This window comes from Arthrobacter sp. SLBN-53, assembly GCF_006715585.1.
GTDB lineage: Bacteria > Actinomycetota > Actinomycetes > Mycobacteriales > Mycobacteriaceae > Mycobacterium > Mycobacterium neoaurum_A.
In genome coordinates, this window is the sequence record NZ_VFNN01000001.1 from 1,393,333 (window position 1) to 1,410,755 (window position 17,423).

Genomic DNA, 17,423 nt, shown 5'->3' on the forward strand with positions numbered 1-17,423 from the left:
CTCAAGTGGTGAGTTCCGCGCTGGACGGCCTGATCGCCGCATTGCCCGAGGGCACCGTCGTCACCGACCCCGATATCGTCGCCTCCTATCGCCAGGACCGCGCCGCCGATCCCGATGCGGGCACCGCGCTGGCGGTGCTCCGCCCCCGCGGTACCGAGGACGTGCAGACCATCGTCCGGTGGGCCGCGGCGAATGGGGTCGCCGTCATCCCGCGTGGCGCGGGCACCGGCCTGTCCGGTGGTGCGACGGCGCAGGACGGCAGCATCGTGCTGTCCACCGAACGGATGCGCGATATCACCGTCGACACCGCCACGCGCACGGCGGTGGTGCAGCCCGGACTGCTCAACGCCGAGGTGAAGAAGGTAGTCGCCGAGCACGGACTGTGGTACCCGCCGGACCCCTCCTCGTTCGAGATCTGCACCATCGGCGGGAACATCGCGACCAACGCCGGCGGGCTGTGCTGTGTGAAGTACGGCGTCACCACCGACTACGTGCTGGGCCTGGAGGTGGTGCTGGCCGACGGGACCGCGGTGCGCCTCGGTGGTCCGCGCCTGAAAGATGTTGCCGGACTGAGCCTGACGAAGTTGTTCGTCGGCAGCGAAGGCACCCTCGGCATCATCACCGAGGTGACGTTGCGGCTGCTGCCCCCGCAGCACCCGGCGTGCACCGTGGTGGCGACGTTCGCCTCGGTGGAGGCCGCCGCAGACGCCGTCGTCACCATCACCGGCAAGATCAGGCCCTCGATGCTGGAATTCATGGACGCCGCGGCCATCAACGCCGTCGAGGACAAACTCAAGATGGGGCTGGACCGCACCGCGGCCGCGATGATGGTGGCCGCCTCCGATGACCGCGGACCGGCCGGGGCCGCCGACGCGGAGTTCATGGCCGAGGTGTTCACCGCGGCCGGTGCCACCGAGGTGTTCTCGACCTCGGACCCGGCGGAGGGCGAAGCATTCGTGGTGGCCCGCCGGTACGCCATTCCCGCCGTCGAGGCCAAGGGGTCGCTGCTGCTGGAGGATGTGGGCGTGCCGTTGCCCTCGCTGTCGCATCTGGTCGCCGGTATCGAGAAGATCGCCGCGCAGCACGATCTGCTGATCTCGGTGATCGCTCATGCCGGTGACGGCAACACCCACCCGCTGATCGTGTTCGACCCCGCCGATACCGATATGGCCCGCCGCGCCGAGATCGCGTTCGGCGAGATCATGGACCTCGCGGTGTCGCTGGGCGGCACCATCACCGGTGAGCACGGGGTGGGCCGGTTGAAGAAACCGTGGCTGGCCGGGTACCTGGGCCCCGAGGCGATGGAACTCAACCGCCGGATCAAGGCCGCCCTGGACCCGGCCGGAATCCTCAACCCCGGCACCGGGCTCTGATCGAGGCGCCGAGTCAACGACCGGCGACCTGCCAGGCCGATGCGTCGGTTTGTTCGGTCCAGAACCGGGCGAACCGGCCACCGGCGGCGAGCAACTCGTCGATGGAACCATCCTCGACGATCCGCCCGCCCTCGACGAACAGCACGCGTTCGGCTCCCCGGATGCTGGCCAACCGGTGCGCGACGATCACCCGGGTGCGGTCACGCAGGTCGGCGGTCAACGCCGCGACGACGGCGGCCTCGTTCTCGGTATCCAACGCGCTGGTGGCCTCGTCGACAAGCAGCACCGGAGCCGGTTTGATCAGCGCACGAGCGATGCTCACCCGCTGACGCTCACCACCGGACAGGGCCGAACCGGCCTCCCCCACCACCGTGCGATCACCGTCGGGCAATCGTTCGGTGAGCTCGTCGACCCGCGCGAGTGCGGTTGCCGCACGGTAGGACTGCTCCCGGGCATGTGGCTCGCCGATCAGGATGTTCTCACGCAGTGACCCGTCGAACAGGTAGGGGTGCTGGAACACCATGCTGATCGCAGCGCGCCGCGCCGCCGGGTCGAGGTGCGCCAGATCCTGTCCGTCGAACAGCACGCGGCCGCTGCCGGGTTCGTGCAGACCGGCGATCAAACCGAGGATGGTGCTCTTACCCGAACCGGACGGTCCGACGATCGCGGTGGTGGTACCCGGTTCGAGGGTGAAGCTGAGCCCGTCCAGAACCGTCGATTCGCCGTACCCGAAAGACACCCGCTCGAATTCGATGCGGGGTGCGCGGTCACCGGGCAACACATCGGTGCCCGCGCTGGGGGTGGGGGCATCGAGCACCTGTTGGATCCTGGCCAGCGTGGCGCGGGTGGATTCCAGCGCACCGGACAACTCACTCAGGACGGTGAACGGTTCCAGATAGCGTGCGATGACCACGATGAGCGCGACCGCCTCGGGCACCGTCAACGCACCGCGCACCGTGAGAATGCTTGCGGCCGCAGCGAAGACGATCAGCGCGAGTTGGCTGGCCAGGCTGAACAGGAGCTGCCCGGGAACCTGCATGCTGAGCAGCCGCAGGCCGGCCCCGTGCTGGGCCTGCAGCGCGGAGCCCACCAGACTGCGGGCGGGCTCGACGCGGCGTGCCGCACGCAACGCCTGCTGCGTGCGGGCGAACTCGATGATCCGTTCGGTGAGCGCGGTGTTGGCGTCGGCGGCGATACGGTCGGCGCCGCGGGTCAGCCGACCCGAGCACCACAGGGCGCCGAGCAGCACCGCGACGCCGGCCAGTGCGGCCAGCCCGAGCGGCACCGAGATCCTCAACAGGGCAAGCGATATAGCCGCGGGAAGCAGCACGGCACCGATCAGCGGGGTCAGTAGGTTGACCACCAGGCCGACCAGCTCGGGTCCGGTGGCCGCGATGGCCGCCCGGGTGGTCGCGGTGTTGTCCTGGGACAGCCAATCCAGTCGGATATCCGGGAGCCGGTCGGCCATATCGTGCTGGGTGTTGTCCAGCACGGCAAAGCCGATATCGAAACCGAGTGCCGCCGTGCGGGTGTCGATCACCCAGCCGGCCACGGTGACCGCCGTCAGCCAGCCAAGCCAACCCCAGGCGTCACCGGGTGTGGTGCTGAACAGCGCGGCGACCAGCGGCACCAACAGCACCACGCCGACCGCCCGCAGCACCACCGAGATGACGGCCAGCACGGTGTACAGCCCGACCTTGTTGCGCCGGTCGGCGGGGATCAGGGCCAACAGGGTGCGGATCATCGGGTGGCCTCCGCGGCTTCGGTGGTGGGGTGCGCCGATTCCCACAGCGCCCGGTAGCGCCCGTCTGCGGCGAGCAGTTGTTCGTGGGTTCCGGCCTCGGCGACCACGCCGTCGTCGAGGACGACGATCTGGTCGGCGTGGGTGATGGTGTGCAAACGGTGCGCGATGACCAGCACGGTCCTGTCCTTGGTCAATCGGTTGATCGCCTGCTGCACAAGGTATTCCGATTCCGGGTCGGCGAAGGCGGTGGCCTCGTCGAGGATCAGCACCGGGGTGTCGGCCAGGATGGCGCGGGCGATGGTCAGGCGTTGCCGCTCCCCACCGGACAGTCCCGCACCGGAGCCGAGCACCGTGTCGTAGCCCTGCGGCATGCCCTCGATACGGTCGTGGATGCGGGCGTCGCGGGCTGCGGCGATGATCCGGTCGATATCGGCGTCCGGATCGGCGAGAGCGATATTGTCGGCGACGCTACCGTGCACCAGCTGTGCGTCCTGCAGCACGAATCCCACCCGCCGGTACAGCTCGTCGGCCGACAGCGCGCGGATATCGTCACCGCCGATACTGATGGCGCCCTGCTGGATGTCGTGGAACCGGGCCAGCAGCGCGGCGAGTGTGGACTTGCCCGAGCCCGACGGGCCGACCAGGGCGGTGACCGTCCCGGGCGCCAGGGTCAGCGAAACATCCTTGATCACCGGAACTTCGGGTCGGTAACCGAAGCTCACGCGGTCGAAGACCACCGTCGGTGCACCGCCGTCGGCACCGGTCGCGAGATCCTCACGGACGGTCAGCTCGGGTTCGTCGAGCACGCTCTGCACCCGGCGCGCGGCGAGCGTGCCGCCCTGGATACCGGCCAACCCGTAGCCGATACCCAGCAGCCGCGCCCCGAACGTCGTGCCCAGCAACAGGAATGGCAGCAGATCGACGGGGTCGAGCCCACCGCCGATGACCAGCGGAGTGCCCACGGCCATGATCAGCCACAGGAACGTCGTCGGCCTGGTCACCAGGTCCATCAGGGTCTTCTTGCCGATGAAGGGGCGCTGCCAGTCGACGAGGAAGGCGATGTAGTCGTCGAGCCGGTTGCGGAAACTCGACGATGCGGCGCCGCCGAAGATGCGGACGACCGGCTGCCCCTCGAGGTAGGCGCCGGCCTCCCCGCTCATCCGTTCGGCCCATTTGGGCGCCTGGGTGATCTTGTTTCCGGATTGGATGGTCATCACCGACATCAGCACCAGGTAGACGAGCACCGGGCCGAAGAGCACCAGGGCGATGCGCCAGTCCACGACGAAGAGGTACACCAGCACCGCCACGGGCGCGATGACCGCGGCGACCGCGTCGGGGATGGCGTGGGTGATCAGGTAGTGCAGCGACAGGGTGTCGTCCTGGACGAGCTGTTTGATCGATCCCGATCCGCGCGCGGTGAACCAACCCAACGGCAGCCGCGAGAGCTTGGTCAGCAGCCTGCCGCGCAGGTCCCTGGCGAATGCCGCGTCCACCCGGTGCAGCCACAGCGCCAGGGCCGCGGTCAGGAAGGTGCCGGTACCCAACAGCGCGAGCGCGGCGATACCCAGGTCCCACAGCCGGTCCGCGTCGGCACCGGCAAGCAGCAGCCGGGCCAACTCGACCAGCAACACGAACGGCGCCAGCTCGACCAGGGTGATCAGCGCCTGCAGGACACCGGAGATGATCATGGTCTTCTTCAGCGGCGCCAACAGCCGGCCCGCGGCCTGCGCCCGCCAGGTACCCGTCGGCGCCGAACGCGGCGTGTCCGCCGGCTCGGGTGCCGCAACGGGAGTCTCGACCGTCGGTTCGTCACCGCGCGTGCTGCCCATGGCGCGGCCCTCGGTCCAGTAGGCCTGGGCGTGGATCTCCTGTTTGGGGAAGCCGAATTCGTCGCGCAGCCGGGTCCGCAGACCCTTGAGCGTGCCGGCCTCGGGGCCGGCCCAGGCGTACCAGTTGGACCAGTCGCGGGATTCGATCGCAGCGGTGACCGCGGCGGCATCGGTCCGCGGCACCCGGTGCACCCGCAACCGCGGATGCTCGACCAGTGGGATCAGCGGGTCGTCGTCATGGTGTTGCTCCAGGTACACCTCGACGGGGATGTCGTGTGGGACGGCGCCGATGATGCCGTTGATGGCCGGCTGGGAGGCACTGTCGCCGATCAACAGGTAGCCGGCGGGCCGGTCCGCCGGGTCCTCGGGGACCGAGAAACCCTTGGATCCCATGACCATTGCCGCGATCGTGGCACCGGGTGTGACGTCGGCGGCCCAGCGGGATGCCGGGCCGGCGGGCTCGTGCAGCACCACATCGATGGCGAAGTGCCCGGTGGTCGGGTCGGATTCCGAGAGCGTGTACGCGCGCTGGAACTCGGTGTCGGTGCCGTCGGGATCGGGGAACCAGAACCGCAGCCAGGAGGTGGGTTCGGCGGCCGAGTCCTCGAAGATCGTCGGTGACACCATCTGGATGCGCACACAGTGTGGGGCCAACCGTTGCGTACCCAGCACGGTCACCTGGTGATCGCGCGCACCGAAACCGCGCATCATCACGCCCTGGAATCCGCGTGCCATCTCGGGGCCTCCTTCTCAGATGCCACCGGTCTGCATCCGTTAGGAGTTTAGGCTAGCCTTACCCGGCGCCCGATCCGGGCGCACCTCGGCGCGCGCTCAGTGGGTGTAGAGCTCCGGGCGGCGCAACCGCAGATAGTTCACGTGCCCGCCGAGCGCGCTGCGCAACGCGAGGTCGACGGTGAGGACGTCGTCGTCGCGGCCGAGTTCGGCCACCACCCGGCCGTCGGGGTCGACCGCGCGGCTGCCACCGCAGAATCGGTGCCCGATCTCGGCACCGCACCGGTTGGCGTAGACCAGCGGCAACCGGTTCTCCAGCGCGCGGGACTGTGCGGCGATCAGGTGATCGTTGTACAGCGGATCCATGTTGGCCGAGCTGACCACCAGCAGCTGCGCCCCGCCGTCGGCCAGGGTGCGGGCCACCTCCGGGAACTCCATGTCGAAGCAGTTCACCAGGCCCACCCGCAGCTCGCCGAGCTGCGCGACCACCAGCCGGTCCCCGGCGGTGAACGCCTGTGCCTCGGCGTCGAACAGGTGTGTCTTTCGGTAGTTGGCGACCAACGCGCCGGAGGCGTCGATGGCGGCCATCGAGTTGTAGGGCTTGCCCGGCCCTGGCTCCAGGTAACCGCCCACGAACGCGGTGCCGGAAGCGGCGCAGGCCTCGGCGATCTCGGCCATTGCCCGCTCCGGCGGGGCGGCCAACTCGTCGAGATCGTCAATCTCGTACCCGGTGAGGGCCAGTTCGGGCACCACCACCAGATCGGCGTCGGCGTGCCGGCGGACGAGTGCGCTGAGCCGGGCGCTGTTGCGCGCGATATCGCGTGCGGCGACGTCGAGTTGAGCGATCGCGACTCGGACGGTGTCAGCGCTGTCGGCCATCTGGCCATTCTGCAGCAGCGGCGTGGCGAACCGGCCCACGAAGGCACGGGTACGCCGTTACGCTCCTGGACACGGGTGTTTCGCTTGGGGAGGCGGACGGGGATGGCGGTGCGCGGGGGCGGACGTGTGTATGTGATGCGGCGTGCGGGGGCGGCCGCGGCCATGGCTGCGGCGGCCCTGCTGTTCGGAATCGGCGGGGTCGGGATCGCGTATGCCGACGAGCCGAGCCCGGCGAGCGCGCAGCAGGACGTAGCGACCGCATCGGATCCGGCGCCCGAGACGGCATCCGTGCGGTTGGCCGACGCCGGTGCGATCTCCGGACCGGACGATCACGACCGCGATGCCGCGGTGGGTACCGATCACCCGAGCACGGGCCGGGTCGCGACGCGCGCGCGGACCCTGCTCGATGATGACCCGCCGGCGGCGCGCGCCGAACCGGCGACCCTGCCCGCACCGACCGACGAGATGTCCACGGCGCACGGCGATATCGGGAAGTGGATGCTCACGCCCGCGGGCCAGATCTCCGACTGGGGCGGTAAGCAACACGACGGCCGGACGCTGTTGGAGGCGGTGAACGTGATCATCGTCGATCCGCGGTCGACGTCGCCGGGGCAGGCCGGGCGTCGGCTCAACCAGGCGATGTTCGCATCCGGATTCCCGGCACAGCCGCTGCACAGCTTCGGGTTCCAGGGCCGCATCGACGATGTCACGTACGGCCAGCAGCCGGGCGGGGTGCTGCTGAGCTACTCCGACGACTTCTTCCTGCGTCAGAACGACCATGGCCGGATCTTCGGGCCGGATCCGATCGAGACCGCGACCGGGTTCGTCTGGAGTGGCGCGTTCTCCACCGAGCGGGTCGAGTTCACCGGCTGGGTACCCGGCCACGCCTACGTCTCATCGAATCAGGCGCGGGACTCGCTGGCGACGGCGTTGGTCACGAGCGGGCAGGCCACATTCGGCGGTCTCGTCGCGCTGGACAATGCGTATCAGAGCCTGACGGCCACCACCGGTGACCATGACGGATTCGCCGTCGTGCTGGTGCTCACCGGGGTCGGCGGGCCGTCGCGCCGCGAGCTGCTGGCGAGCACGCGGGGTGCGGCCACCTCCGGGATCGTGGCCGCCCCGGTGACGGCCGAGCGGACGTGCCCGGTCCTCCCGTCGACGGTTCGGAGCCTGACGCAATGCCGGCCGGACGACCCCGTTGTCGCCGTATCCGCGCGACGAGCTCTTGACAGTGCTTTCCAGTTGTCGTAATCATGAGACATGACGGCTCAAATGTCTCACGACGATGCGGTGTTTCAGCTGGCGACCGCCGAGACCTGGCCCGATCCGTGGCCGATGTACCGGGCCCTGCGTGACCACGATCCGGTACACCATGTCCGCGCCGATCACCCCAGCCACGACTACTCCGACCACGACTACTACGTGCTGTCCCGGCATGCCGACATCTGGGCCGCCGCCCGCGATCACCGCACCTTCTCCTCGGCCCAGGGGCTGACGGTCAACTACGGCGAGCTGGAGATGATCGGGCTGACCGACAATCCGCCGATGGTCATGCAGGATCCACCGGTGCACACCGAATTTCGCAAGTTGGTGGCACGCGGCTTCACCCCGCGGCAGGTGGAGGCGGTGGAGCCCAAGGTGCGCGAGTTCGTCGTCGACCGCATCGAGAGGTTGCGCGCCGATGGCGGCGGCGACATCGTCGCCGAGTTGTTCAAACCGCTGCCGTCGATGGTCGTCGCCCATTACCTCGGGGTGCCCGACGAGGACCGCGGTCAGTTCGACGGCTGGACCGACGCGATCGTCGCCGCCAACACCGCCGACGGGGGCATCGGCGGCGCGCTGGAAAGCCTCGGCGACGCGCTGGGCGCCATGATGGCCTACTTCACCGCACTGATCGAGAAGCGGCGCGCCGAACCGGCCGATGACACCGTGTCACACCTGGTGGCCGCCGGCGTTGGTGCCGACGGGGACATCGCCGGGGTGCTGTCCATCCTGGCGTTCACCTTCACCATGGTCACCGGCGGGAACGACACCACGACCGGAATGCTGGGCGGCTCGGTGCAACTGCTGCACCGATACCCCGACCAACGCCGGCTACTCGTCGAACATCCGGACCTCATCGACGATGCGGTCGACGAGTTCCTCCGGCTGACCTCACCGGTACAGGGGTTGGCACGCACCACGACCTGCGATGCCACGGTGGGCGACACCACGATTCCCGCTGGCCGCAAGGTGTTGCTGCTCTACGGTTCGGGCAATCACGACGAACGCCAATATGGTTCCGACGCCGAGCAACTCGATGTCCGGCGCAGGCCACGCAACATCCTGACCTTCAGCCATGGTGCGCACCACTGCCTGGGGGCCGCGGCCGCCAGGATGCAGTCGCGGGTCGCGCTGCAGGAATTGCTGCTTCGGATACCGGATTTCGAGGTCGACCTGGACAAGGTGACGTGGGCCGGTGGCAGCTATGTGCGGCGGCCACTGTCGGTACCGTTCACCGTATGCCGATGAGCGATTGGCTGGCCGCCCGGCGGACCGGGGCCGCCGCCGAACGCATTCTCGATGCCGCCGAGGAACTGTTCGCCCAGCACGACGCGGCCAAAGTGGGAATGAACGAGATCGCCCGCGCCGCAGGGTGTTCGCGCGCCACGCTGTATCGCTACTTCGAGAGCCGCGATGCCCTCTACACCGCCTATGTGCACCGCGAGACGCATCGACTGTTCGGTGAGATCGGCGCACAACTCGCCACGATCACCGACCCACGGCAGCGGTTGGTCGAGGGCGCGCTGGGCGCATTGCACCGCGTGCGGGACAGCCCGGCGCTGGCGTCATGGTTCGCTCACTCGGCCCGCCCGATCGGCGGTGAGATGGCCGAACGCTCCGAGGTGATCAGGGCGCTGGCCGAGGCCTTCCTGACGTCGATGGGCGATGATCAACCCGGCGTCACACTGCGCGCCCGCTGGCTGGTGCGGGTGCTGATCTCACTGCTGCAGTTCCCCGGCCACGACGACGCCGACGAACGCGCCATGTTGGAAACGTTCGTCGCCCCGACGGTCGGCGAGTTCCTCACGCAGCCCAGTACGCGCGTGCTTTGACCGATTTGCGCGGGATCTTGTAGTCCTCGCGCAGCACCTTGGCCACCGCCCTGGTGGTGCGGTTGTCGCAGGCCACCCAGCCGAAGTGGTCCGGAGCGTCGAAGGCCGCCTCGGCGACGGCCCGCACCAACTCGGCACCGCCGTCGACCCGGTCGACCCAGGTGACATCGGCCCTCCCGGTGGGAATCTCGCGGTCATCGTCATGGGACGACTCGAGGAAGATCTGCGCCGGTGCGTCACCGATGGCCGCGAGCAGCGAGTTGATCGCGGGCAGTGACGCGGCATCGCCGACGATGATGTATCCCGCGGGGGCCGGTTCCGGGACGGCGAAATCACTGCCCAGCACCGTCACCTCGAGCGTGTCACCGACCACCGCATGACGCGCCCACCGGGTGGCGACACCGTCGTGCATGGCGAAATCGATATCGACGGTGCCCTTTTCGGGGTCCGGGTTGACCAGGGTGTAACCACGTTGATGGGAACGCGCCCCGTCGGGAAACCAGCCGCGCACCCACATCGTGGGGTGGATGGACTGCTCGCTCAGCAGTTCGGGTGCGGAGAAGTGCAACCGCAGGAAGTTGTCGGTGATATCGGTGCGACCGGTGACGGTCAGTTCGTAGTCCCCGCCGCGCCACAGCTTGACCAGCACGCCCTCGATACCGCGTGACGGCTTCAGATCGATCATGAGCCCTCCTAAGTCGATGCTTAGGTAAGGGTAGCCTAATTTTCCTTCGGGTGTTCTCGCACCCGCGTCAGCCGGTGCAACAACCAGGCCAACGGGACGGTGGCCACCATGGTGCCGAAGAACAGCGCCCACATCGAGCCGGTGTAGATCGGGAAGCGCAGCACCTCGACCATCACCAGCTCCATCAGGATGAGATGGATCAGGAAGATCTCATAGGAGATCTCACCGAGGAACACCATCGGCCGACTCGCCATCGCCCGGTAGTACCAGCCGGTCTGACCCGGCGCCGATTCCGTCAGCGCCAAAGGCGCCGACCCCGTTAGCGCCAAAGGCGCCGACCCCGTTAGCGCCAAAGGCGCCGACCCCGTTAGCGCCAAAGGCGCGACCACCAGCGTGGCGATCGCCATGTAGAACACTGTCTTCACCACCGCCTCGCTCAGCAACGCCGGCGAGGTGGTCGGCGCACCGGCCAACGGCGTGGCGGCGATCAGATAACAGACCGCCGCCAGCGGCAGGCACAGCATCGCGTATGCGCGAACACCGGTGGCCTCCCACACCGCCAACAGCATGCCGCCGACGAACCAGGCCAGATAAGTCGGCAACCACAGCGGTGCGGCGTCGGGCAGGAAATCGGTGCTGTGCACCAACCACAGCCACGCCGGGCTGATCGCGAACAGCACGCCCAACCCGGTCAGCAGCAGACCCGGTCGCCACCGTCGCCGGCACACCACCACCAGCAGCAGCCAGGCCAGCACCGGCAACACCAGATAGAAGGCCACCTCGACGGCCAGGCTCCACATCTGCGTCATGCCCTGGTGCAGATACGAATACAGATAGTTGTCGGTGTAGATCTGGGTCAGAGTCAGGTTGCGCAGCAACCCTTCCCAGGTGTGTCCGGGGTTGGGCCCGGCCTCGCGGAAGTGATACACCGCGTAGGCCACCAGCACGGTCACCACATAGGCGGGCATGATGCGGCGCACCCGGTGCCAGGCATAACGCCGGACCGACGGGGACGGAAGCCCGGCAGCGGACGCGCGCACCCACGGGCGGAACAGCAGAAAACCCGACAGCACGAAGAAGATCGGCACACCGATCTCGGCGCGCGACCAGAACGACCCGATGAACCCCTGCGGGTATTTTCCGGTGGTGTACGCCGCGTGCGTCAGCACCACCAACAGTGCGGCGACCGCGCGCACACCGGTCAGCGCGTCGACCCGACCGGCGGCCGAGACCGACTCCAAACCGCCCTGGGCGTCGCGCTGCGACGTCACGAGTCCTTGCGGCGGGGCTTGCTGGTGCCGCTCCCGCGGTCGGGTTGCAGGTTGATCAGCACACCCTGGATCCGGGTGTTCTCCAACTTCTTGTACACCTCACGCGGCAACTTGGCCGGCAGCTCCACCAGCGAGTGGTCGACCCGAATGGCGATATGACCGAAATCGCTGCGGTTCAGCCCACCCTCGTTGGCGATCGCACCGACGATAGCGCCGGGCGCCACCTTGTGCCGCTTGCCCACCGCGATGCGGTAGGTCGCCAGATCGGTGCGGGTGCTGTGCTTCTTGCGCGGGCGGTCCTCGCGGGCACCCCGATCGTCGCGGTCGGGGCGCTCCTTGCGCTTCTCCGGCGGCGGCTCGGTCATCAGGAACGCTTCGCCGTCACGGGACAACAGCGCCAGCGCCGCGGCGATATCGGCCAACGGCACATCGTTGTCACGCTCGTAGTCCTCGATGAGGCGGCGGAACAGATCGATGCCCGGCGAGTTGAGCGATTCGCTGATCGAGTCGCGGAACTTCTGGACACGCTGGGCGTTGACATCGTCCACCGACGGAAGCTGGATCTCGACGAGCTTCTGGCGGGTGACGCGTTCGATCGAACTGAGCAGGTGCCGTTCGCGCGGCGTCACGAACAACATGGCGTTGCCCGACCGCCCGGCGCGACCGGTACGCCCGATGCGGTGCACATAGGACTCCGGGTCGTGCGGAATGTCGTAGTTGACCACGTGGCTGATGCGTTCGACATCCAGGCCGCGGGCGGCGACATCGGTGGCGACCAGGATGTCGATGGCACCGCTCTTGAGCGAGGCGATGGTGCGCTCACGCTGGGCCTGCGCGATGTCGCCGTTGATGGCGGCCGCGGCGAAACCACGGGCACGCAGCTTCTCGGCGACCTCTTCGGTGGCCTGCTTGGTGCGGACGAACACGATCATCGCGTCGCCCTCTTCGACCTCGAGAAGCCGCGTCAGCGCATCCATCTTGCGCGGGTAGGACACCTGCAGGTAGCGCTGGGTGATGTTCTCGGCGGTCTGCGTCTTCGCCTTGACGGTGACCTCGACCGGATCGTGCAGGTACTTGGAGGTGATCTTCTTGATTGCCGGCGGCATGGTCGCCGAGAACAGCGCGACCTGCTTGTACTCGGGGGTGTCGGCCAGGATGCGTTCGACATCCTCGGCGAAGCCCATCTGCAGCATCTCGTCGGCCTCGTCGAGCACCAGGTAATCCAGATGCGAGAGGTCCAGGCTGCCCTTCTCCAGGTGGTCGATGACGCGACCCGGCGTGCCGACGACCACCTGCGCACCCCGCTTGAGACCGGACAGCTGCGGCCCGTAGGACGAGCCGCCGTACACGGGCAGCACGTTGACCGACAGGTGTGCACCGTAGCGCCCGAAAGCCTCGGCGACCTGCAGCGCCAGTTCCCGCGTCGGGGCCAGGACCAGGGCCTGGGTGTGACGGCTGGCGACGTCGATCTTGGACAGGATCGGGATGGCGAAGGCCGCCGTCTTCCCTGTTCCGGTCTGCGCAAGGCCGACGACATCGGAGCCCGCCAGCATCGGCGGGATGGTGGCCGCCTGGATCGCCGAAGGCGACTCGTAGCCGACCTCCGTGACGGCCTGCAGGACAGACGGGTGAATCTGCAGGTCAGCGAAGGTCAGTTCGGCGGCGGGGCTGGGTTCATCGATCGAGGTCATTTCACGAGCAGTCTAATGTGTGCGCGTCGCCACCCCCGACCAGACGTGGCACACCGGTACGGTGCGGTGTTGTGATGACGACTGCCAACGGTGCACTGGTACTGGCAGCCGCCCTCTTACTGGCGGGTTGCGGGTCCAGCGATTCCACGGTGTCCAAGACCCCGGACGCACCGGCGCCGGTGTCGGCACCGGCCAGTGCGACGGTCACGGCCGCCCCGCCGCCACCACCGCCGGAACCCACCCCGGCCGCCGACCCGTGTGCGGTGAACCTGGCCGCCCCCGAGGTCGTCCGCGCGGTGTCCGAGCTGCCGCGTGACCCGCGCAGCAATCAGCCGTGGAGCGCGGAACCGTTGGCGGGCAACTACAACGAGTGCGCCCAGCTGTCGGCGGTGATCGTCAAGGCCAACACCAATGCCCAGAACGCCAACACCCGTGCGGTGATGTTCCACCTCGGAAAGTTCATCCCCACCGGCGTGCCCGACACCTACGGGTTCAACGATATCGACACCACCGCCAGCACCGGGGACACCGTGGCGCTGATGTTCACCGGTGGCGTGCCCGGAGTGAACAGTGTGGTGCGGTTCCGGTGGAACGGCGCCGGTGTCGAACTGATCGGCAATACCGGCTGACTCGCCTCCGGATCGGTGTCGGCGGCGTCACCTAGCCTGGACGCGTGTTCACCGACCGCGAGACCGAAGGCCTCGTGGTCTACAGCGCCTCCGACCTCGCGGCGGCCGCCCGGTGTGAATACGCGCTGCTGCGCTCCTTCGATGCGCACCTAGGTCGCGGCCCGAAGATTTCCGGTGACGACGAGCTGCTCGCGCGCACCGCCGGTCTGGGCGACGATCACGAACAGCGTCACCTCGAGGCGCTGCGCGAGGATGTCGAGGTCACCGTGATCGGACGGCCGCGCTACACGGTCGCCGGGCTCACCGCGGCCGCCGCCCAGACCATGGACGCCATCGAACGCCGCGCACCGGCGATCTATCAGGCCGCCATGTTCGACGGCCGGTTCGCCGGTTTCGCCGACTTTCTCACCCTGCAGGCCGGCCCCCACGGCGGGCGCTACCGGCTGCGCGATACCAAACTGGCCCGCTCGGTGAAGGTCGAGGCGCTGTTGCAGTTGGCCGCCTACGCCGACACCCTGGCCACCGCCGGTGTCCCGGTCGCCGACGAGATCGACCTGCTGCTCGGCGACGGCGCGGTGGCCACCTATCGCGTCGACGAGCTGTTGCCGGTGTACCGACCGCGCCGCGCCGCGCTGGAACGGCTGCTCGACGAGCATCTGGCCGGCGGCCGACCGGTGTCCTGGGCCGACCCGGGGGTGCGCGCCTGCTTCCGCTGCCCCGAGTGCAGCGTGCAGGTCAAGGACAGTGACGACCTGCTGCTGGTCGCCGGGATGCGGGTCAGCCAGCGAGCCCGGCTGCTGGACGCAGGGATCACCACCGTGCACGAGTTGGCAGGCCATCAGGGCCCGGTTCCCGAACTGTCGGCACGGGCGGTCACCGCGCTGACCGCGCAGGCCCGGTTGCAGATCGCCGAGCGCACCGACGGTAAGCCGCCCTATGAGATCGTCGATGCCCAACCGCTGATGGTGCTGCCCGACGCCGACAAGGGTGACCTGTTCTTCGACTTCGAGGGCGACCCGCTGTGGACCCGCAACGGTGTCGACTGGGGTCTGGAATACCTGTGGGGTGTGCTGACCGTCAGCGATGAGTTCACCCCATTGTGGGCGCATGACCGGGCGGCCGAAAAGCAGGCGTTGCAGGACTTCCTGGCCATGGTCCGCAAGCGGCGCAAGCGCTATCCGAACATGCACATCTACCACTACGCGGCATATGAGAAGAGCACGCTGCTGCGGCTGGCCGGTCGCTACGGAGTCGGCGAGGACGATATCGACGACCTGCTGCGCAACGGGGTTCTCGTCGATCTGTACCCGTTGGTGCGCAAGAGCATTCGGGTCGGCACGGAGAGCTACAGCATCAAGTACCTGGAACCGCTCTACATGGGCAACGAACTGCGTGATGGTGAGGTCACCACCGCCACCGACTCGATCACCCAGTACGCGAAGTTCTGCGCCCTGAACGCCGACGGGCGCACCGCCGACGCCGAGATCGTGCTCAAACAGATCGAGGACTACAACCGCTACGACTGCCGCTCGACACGACGGCTACGCGACTGGTTGGTGGCCCGCGCCATCGAATCCGCGGTCCCCCCGCGCGGCCCGCAACCGGTGCGCGACAACGGCTCTCGGGCTGGATCCCGGGACGGCACCCAGGCCGCCGTCACGGTCATCGACGGTACCGACCGCGCACTGCTGAAGTTCGCCGGAGACAACACGAGCGAGCGCAGCGCCGAGCAGACCGCGGTGGCCATGGTCGCCGCGGCCCGCGGCTATCACAAACGCGAGGACAAACCGTTCTGGTGGTCGCATTTCGACCGGGTCAACAACCCGGTCGACGAATGGGCGGACAACAGCGACGTGTTCGTCGCCGAGACGGCCGAGATCATCGCCGACTGGCACACCCCGCCGCGAGCACGCAAGCCGCAGCGGCACATCCGGCTCACCGGTGAACTCGCCAACGGTGAGCTGTGCCGAGAGATGTTCGCCCTGTACGACCCGCCGTCGCCGGCCGGGTTGTCCGAGGACCCCGACCGGCGCGCCTTCGGCAACGTCGTCGTCACCGAGTGCGACAACCCGGAGGCGCCGACGGCGGTCGTCGTGGTCGAAAAGCACAGCGCGCCGTTCGACCGGCTGCCGTTCGCTCTCACCCCGCCCGGGCCCATCAACACCAAACCGCTGCAGGAGTCGATCGCGGACACCGCGGCGACGGTGGCCACCGGGCTGCCCACCTTGCCCGCGACCGCCGTCACCGACATCCTGTTGCGCCGCCCGCCGCGCACCCGCAGCGGCGGCCCGCTCCCCCGCACCGAGGACGTCTGCGCCGATATCACCGCGGCGCTGCTGGATCTCGACTCCTCCTATCTGGCCGTGCACGGCCCACCAGGAACCGGCAAGACCTACACCTCGGCGGCGGTGATCGCCCGCTTGGTCGACGAGCACGGCTGGCGGATCGGCGTGGTCGCCCAGTCCCATGCCGTGGTGGAGAACCTGCTGGGCGGGGTCATCGATGCCGGTGTGGACGCCGAGCGGGTGGGCAAGAAGAAGAGCCCGGACCGCCCGTGGCGCGAGATCGCCGAGAAGGACTATCCGGCGTTCATCGCCGAGACGCCCGGGTGTGTCATCGGCGGCACCGCATGGGATTTCGCGAATCCTGCGCGGATACCGCGTTCCGCCCTCGACCTGCTGGTCATCGAGGAGGCCGGCCAGTACAGCCTGGCCAACACCATCGCCGTCGCCTCGGCGGCGCGCACCCTGCTGCTGCTCGGCGACCCGCAGCAGCTACCGCAGGTCAGCCAGGGCACCCACCCCGAGCCGGTCGACGGATCGGCGCTGGGCTGGTTGGTGGACGGCCACGCTACCCTGCCCGAGGAGCGCGGCTACTTCCTGGACCGCTCCTTCCGGATGCACCCGGCGGTGTGCCGTCCGGTGTCACGGTTGTCCTACGACGGGCGGTTGCAGGCCATGGCGGAGGTGAGCGGGGCCCGCAGGCTGGCCGGCGTGCAACCCGGGGTGCATGTGCTGACCGTCGAGCACACCGGCAACTCCACCGACAGCCCGGAGGAGGCCGACGCGATCATCGCCGAGATCACGTCCAGGCTGGGCAGTGAGTGGACCGACGAAAAGGGCACCGCCGCATTGGATCAGCACCACGTCCTGGTGGTGACCCCGTACAACGCCCAGGTGGTGACGCTTCGCCGCAGGCTCGACGCGGCGGGGCTCGACGAGGTCGAGGTGGGCACGGTCGACAAGTTCCAGGGCCGTCAGGCGGCGCTGGTGTTCGTCTCGATGACGGCCTCCTCGGCCGATGACGTCCCGCGCGGAGTGTCGTTCCTGCTCAACCGCAACCGCCTCAACGTCGCGATCAGCCGAGCCAAGTACGCCGCGGTGATCGTGCGCTCGGCGACGCTGACCGACTACCTTCCCGCCACCCCGGCCGGACTGATCGAACTGGGCGCCTTCCTGGCGCTCACCGATCCGGTGTAGCCACCCGCTACGG

General features: G+C 68.5%; 12 protein-coding genes. 6 read left to right on the forward strand and 6 right to left on the reverse strand.

Translation table 11 applies throughout. From position 1 onward, the window contains the following. Window positions 1–8 precede the first annotated feature (8 nt). A complete protein-coding gene (locus FBY28_RS06590; protein ID WP_286177808.1) occupies window positions 9–1,373 on the forward strand; it encodes an FAD-binding oxidoreductase in 1,365 nt (454 codons plus the stop codon). Between the two features lie 13 nt (window positions 1,374–1,386). Here FBY28_RS06590 and FBY28_RS06595 read toward each other — a convergent pair whose 3' ends face one another. The 3 genes from FBY28_RS06595 to FBY28_RS06605 form a co-directional block, all read right to left on the reverse strand. Further along, the gene (locus FBY28_RS06595) at window positions 1,387–3,117 is read right to left on the reverse strand and encodes an ABC transporter ATP-binding protein (RefSeq protein WP_141865286.1); all 1,731 of its coding nucleotides are present in this window, start codon (window positions 3,115–3,117) and stop codon (window positions 1,387–1,389) included. Beyond that, window positions 3,114–5,681 (reverse strand): ABC transporter ATP-binding protein/permease, encoded by a 2,568-nt coding sequence (locus FBY28_RS06600; protein ID WP_141865288.1) that lies wholly within the window; start codon window positions 5,679–5,681, stop codon window positions 3,114–3,116. Before FBY28_RS06600 ends, FBY28_RS06595 begins: the two co-directional genes overlap by 4 nt. 96 nt (window positions 5,682–5,777) lie before the next feature. Further along, complete coding sequence (locus FBY28_RS06605) at window positions 5,778–6,557, reverse strand: nitrilase-related carbon-nitrogen hydrolase (protein ID WP_141865291.1); 780 nt, start codon at window positions 6,555–6,557, stop codon at window positions 5,778–5,780. A gap of 102 nt (window positions 6,558–6,659) precedes the next feature. On the opposite strand from FBY28_RS06605, the gene FBY28_RS06610 reads away from it, so the two are divergent. From FBY28_RS06610 to FBY28_RS06620, 3 genes are read left to right on the forward strand one after another with little or no spacing between them, the layout of a single operon-like run. Next, window positions 6,660–7,811: a hypothetical protein gene (locus FBY28_RS06610; protein ID WP_141865293.1), complete on the forward strand. Its 1,152-nt coding sequence runs from the start codon at window positions 6,660–6,662 to the stop codon at window positions 7,809–7,811. A gap of 9 nt (window positions 7,812–7,820) precedes the next feature. Next, a complete protein-coding gene (locus FBY28_RS06615; RefSeq protein ID WP_141865295.1) occupies window positions 7,821–9,071 on the forward strand; it encodes a cytochrome P450 in 1,251 nt (416 codons plus the stop codon). After that, the gene (locus FBY28_RS06620) at window positions 9,068–9,655 is read left to right on the forward strand and encodes a TetR/AcrR family transcriptional regulator (RefSeq protein ID WP_216847534.1); all 588 of its coding nucleotides are present in this window, start codon (window positions 9,068–9,070) and stop codon (window positions 9,653–9,655) included. Before FBY28_RS06615 ends, FBY28_RS06620 begins: the two co-directional genes overlap by 4 nt. Here FBY28_RS06620 and FBY28_RS06625 read toward each other — a convergent pair. The 3 genes from FBY28_RS06625 to FBY28_RS06635 are packed head-to-tail and all read right to left on the reverse strand — an operon-like array spanning window position 9,627 to window position 13,302. Continuing rightward, on the reverse strand, window positions 9,627–10,340 hold the full coding sequence (locus FBY28_RS06625) for a siderophore-interacting protein (protein WP_141865299.1): 714 nt from the start codon (window positions 10,338–10,340) through the stop codon (window positions 9,627–9,629). The genes FBY28_RS06620 and FBY28_RS06625 overlap by 29 nt on opposite strands. A 35-nt stretch (window positions 10,341–10,375) precedes the next feature. Beyond that, window positions 10,376–11,611: an acyltransferase family protein gene (locus FBY28_RS06630; RefSeq protein ID WP_141865300.1), complete on the reverse strand. Its 1,236-nt coding sequence runs from the start codon at window positions 11,609–11,611 to the stop codon at window positions 10,376–10,378. Then, complete coding sequence (locus tag FBY28_RS06635) at window positions 11,608–13,302, reverse strand: DEAD/DEAH box helicase (RefSeq protein ID WP_141865302.1); 1,695 nt, start codon at window positions 13,300–13,302, stop codon at window positions 11,608–11,610. The genes FBY28_RS06630 and FBY28_RS06635 overlap by 4 nt, the downstream gene beginning before the upstream one ends. A 74-nt stretch (window positions 13,303–13,376) precedes the next feature. Between FBY28_RS06635 and FBY28_RS06640 the strand changes: the two genes are divergently transcribed. Both FBY28_RS06640 and FBY28_RS06645 read left to right on the forward strand, forming a co-directional pair. Further along, window positions 13,377–13,931, forward strand: a complete 555-nt coding sequence (locus FBY28_RS06640; protein WP_019510445.1) for an LppP/LprE family lipoprotein — start codon at window positions 13,377–13,379, stop codon at window positions 13,929–13,931. Between the two features lie 44 nt (window positions 13,932–13,975). Next, window positions 13,976–17,410: a TM0106 family RecB-like putative nuclease gene (locus tag FBY28_RS06645; RefSeq protein ID WP_141865304.1), complete on the forward strand. Its 3,435-nt coding sequence runs from the start codon at window positions 13,976–13,978 to the stop codon at window positions 17,408–17,410. Window positions 17,411–17,423: the final 13 nt, after the last annotated feature.

What these genes read in the sequence shown, in the direction of transcription:
- FBY28_RS06595 (WP_141865286.1), bottom strand. Translation starts at nt 3,117, where the DNA reads ATGATCCGCACCCTGTTGGCCCTGATCCCCGCCGACCGGCGCAACAAG.
- FBY28_RS06600 (WP_141865288.1), bottom strand. Translation starts at nt 5,681, where the DNA reads ATGGCACGCGGATTCCAGGGCGTGATGATGCGCGGTTTCGGTGCGCGC.
- FBY28_RS06605 (WP_141865291.1), bottom strand. Translation starts at nt 6,557, where the DNA reads ATGGCCGACAGCGCTGACACCGTCCGAGTCGCGATCGCTCAACTCGAC.
- FBY28_RS06610 (WP_141865293.1), top strand. Translation starts at nt 6,660, where the DNA reads ATGGCGGTGCGCGGGGGCGGACGTGTGTATGTGATGCGGCGTGCGGGG.
- FBY28_RS06615 (WP_141865295.1), top strand. Translation starts at nt 7,821, where the DNA reads ATGACGGCTCAAATGTCTCACGACGATGCGGTGTTTCAGCTGGCGACC.
- FBY28_RS06620 (WP_216847534.1), top strand. Translation starts at nt 9,068, where the DNA reads ATGAGCGATTGGCTGGCCGCCCGGCGGACCGGGGCCGCCGCCGAACGC.
- FBY28_RS06625 (WP_141865299.1), bottom strand. Translation starts at nt 10,340, where the DNA reads ATGATCGATCTGAAGCCGTCACGCGGTATCGAGGGCGTGCTGGTCAAG.
- FBY28_RS06635 (WP_141865302.1), bottom strand. Translation starts at nt 13,302, where the DNA reads ATGACCTCGATCGATGAACCCAGCCCCGCCGCCGAACTGACCTTCGCT.
- FBY28_RS06640 (WP_019510445.1), top strand. Translation starts at nt 13,377, where the DNA reads ATGACGACTGCCAACGGTGCACTGGTACTGGCAGCCGCCCTCTTACTG.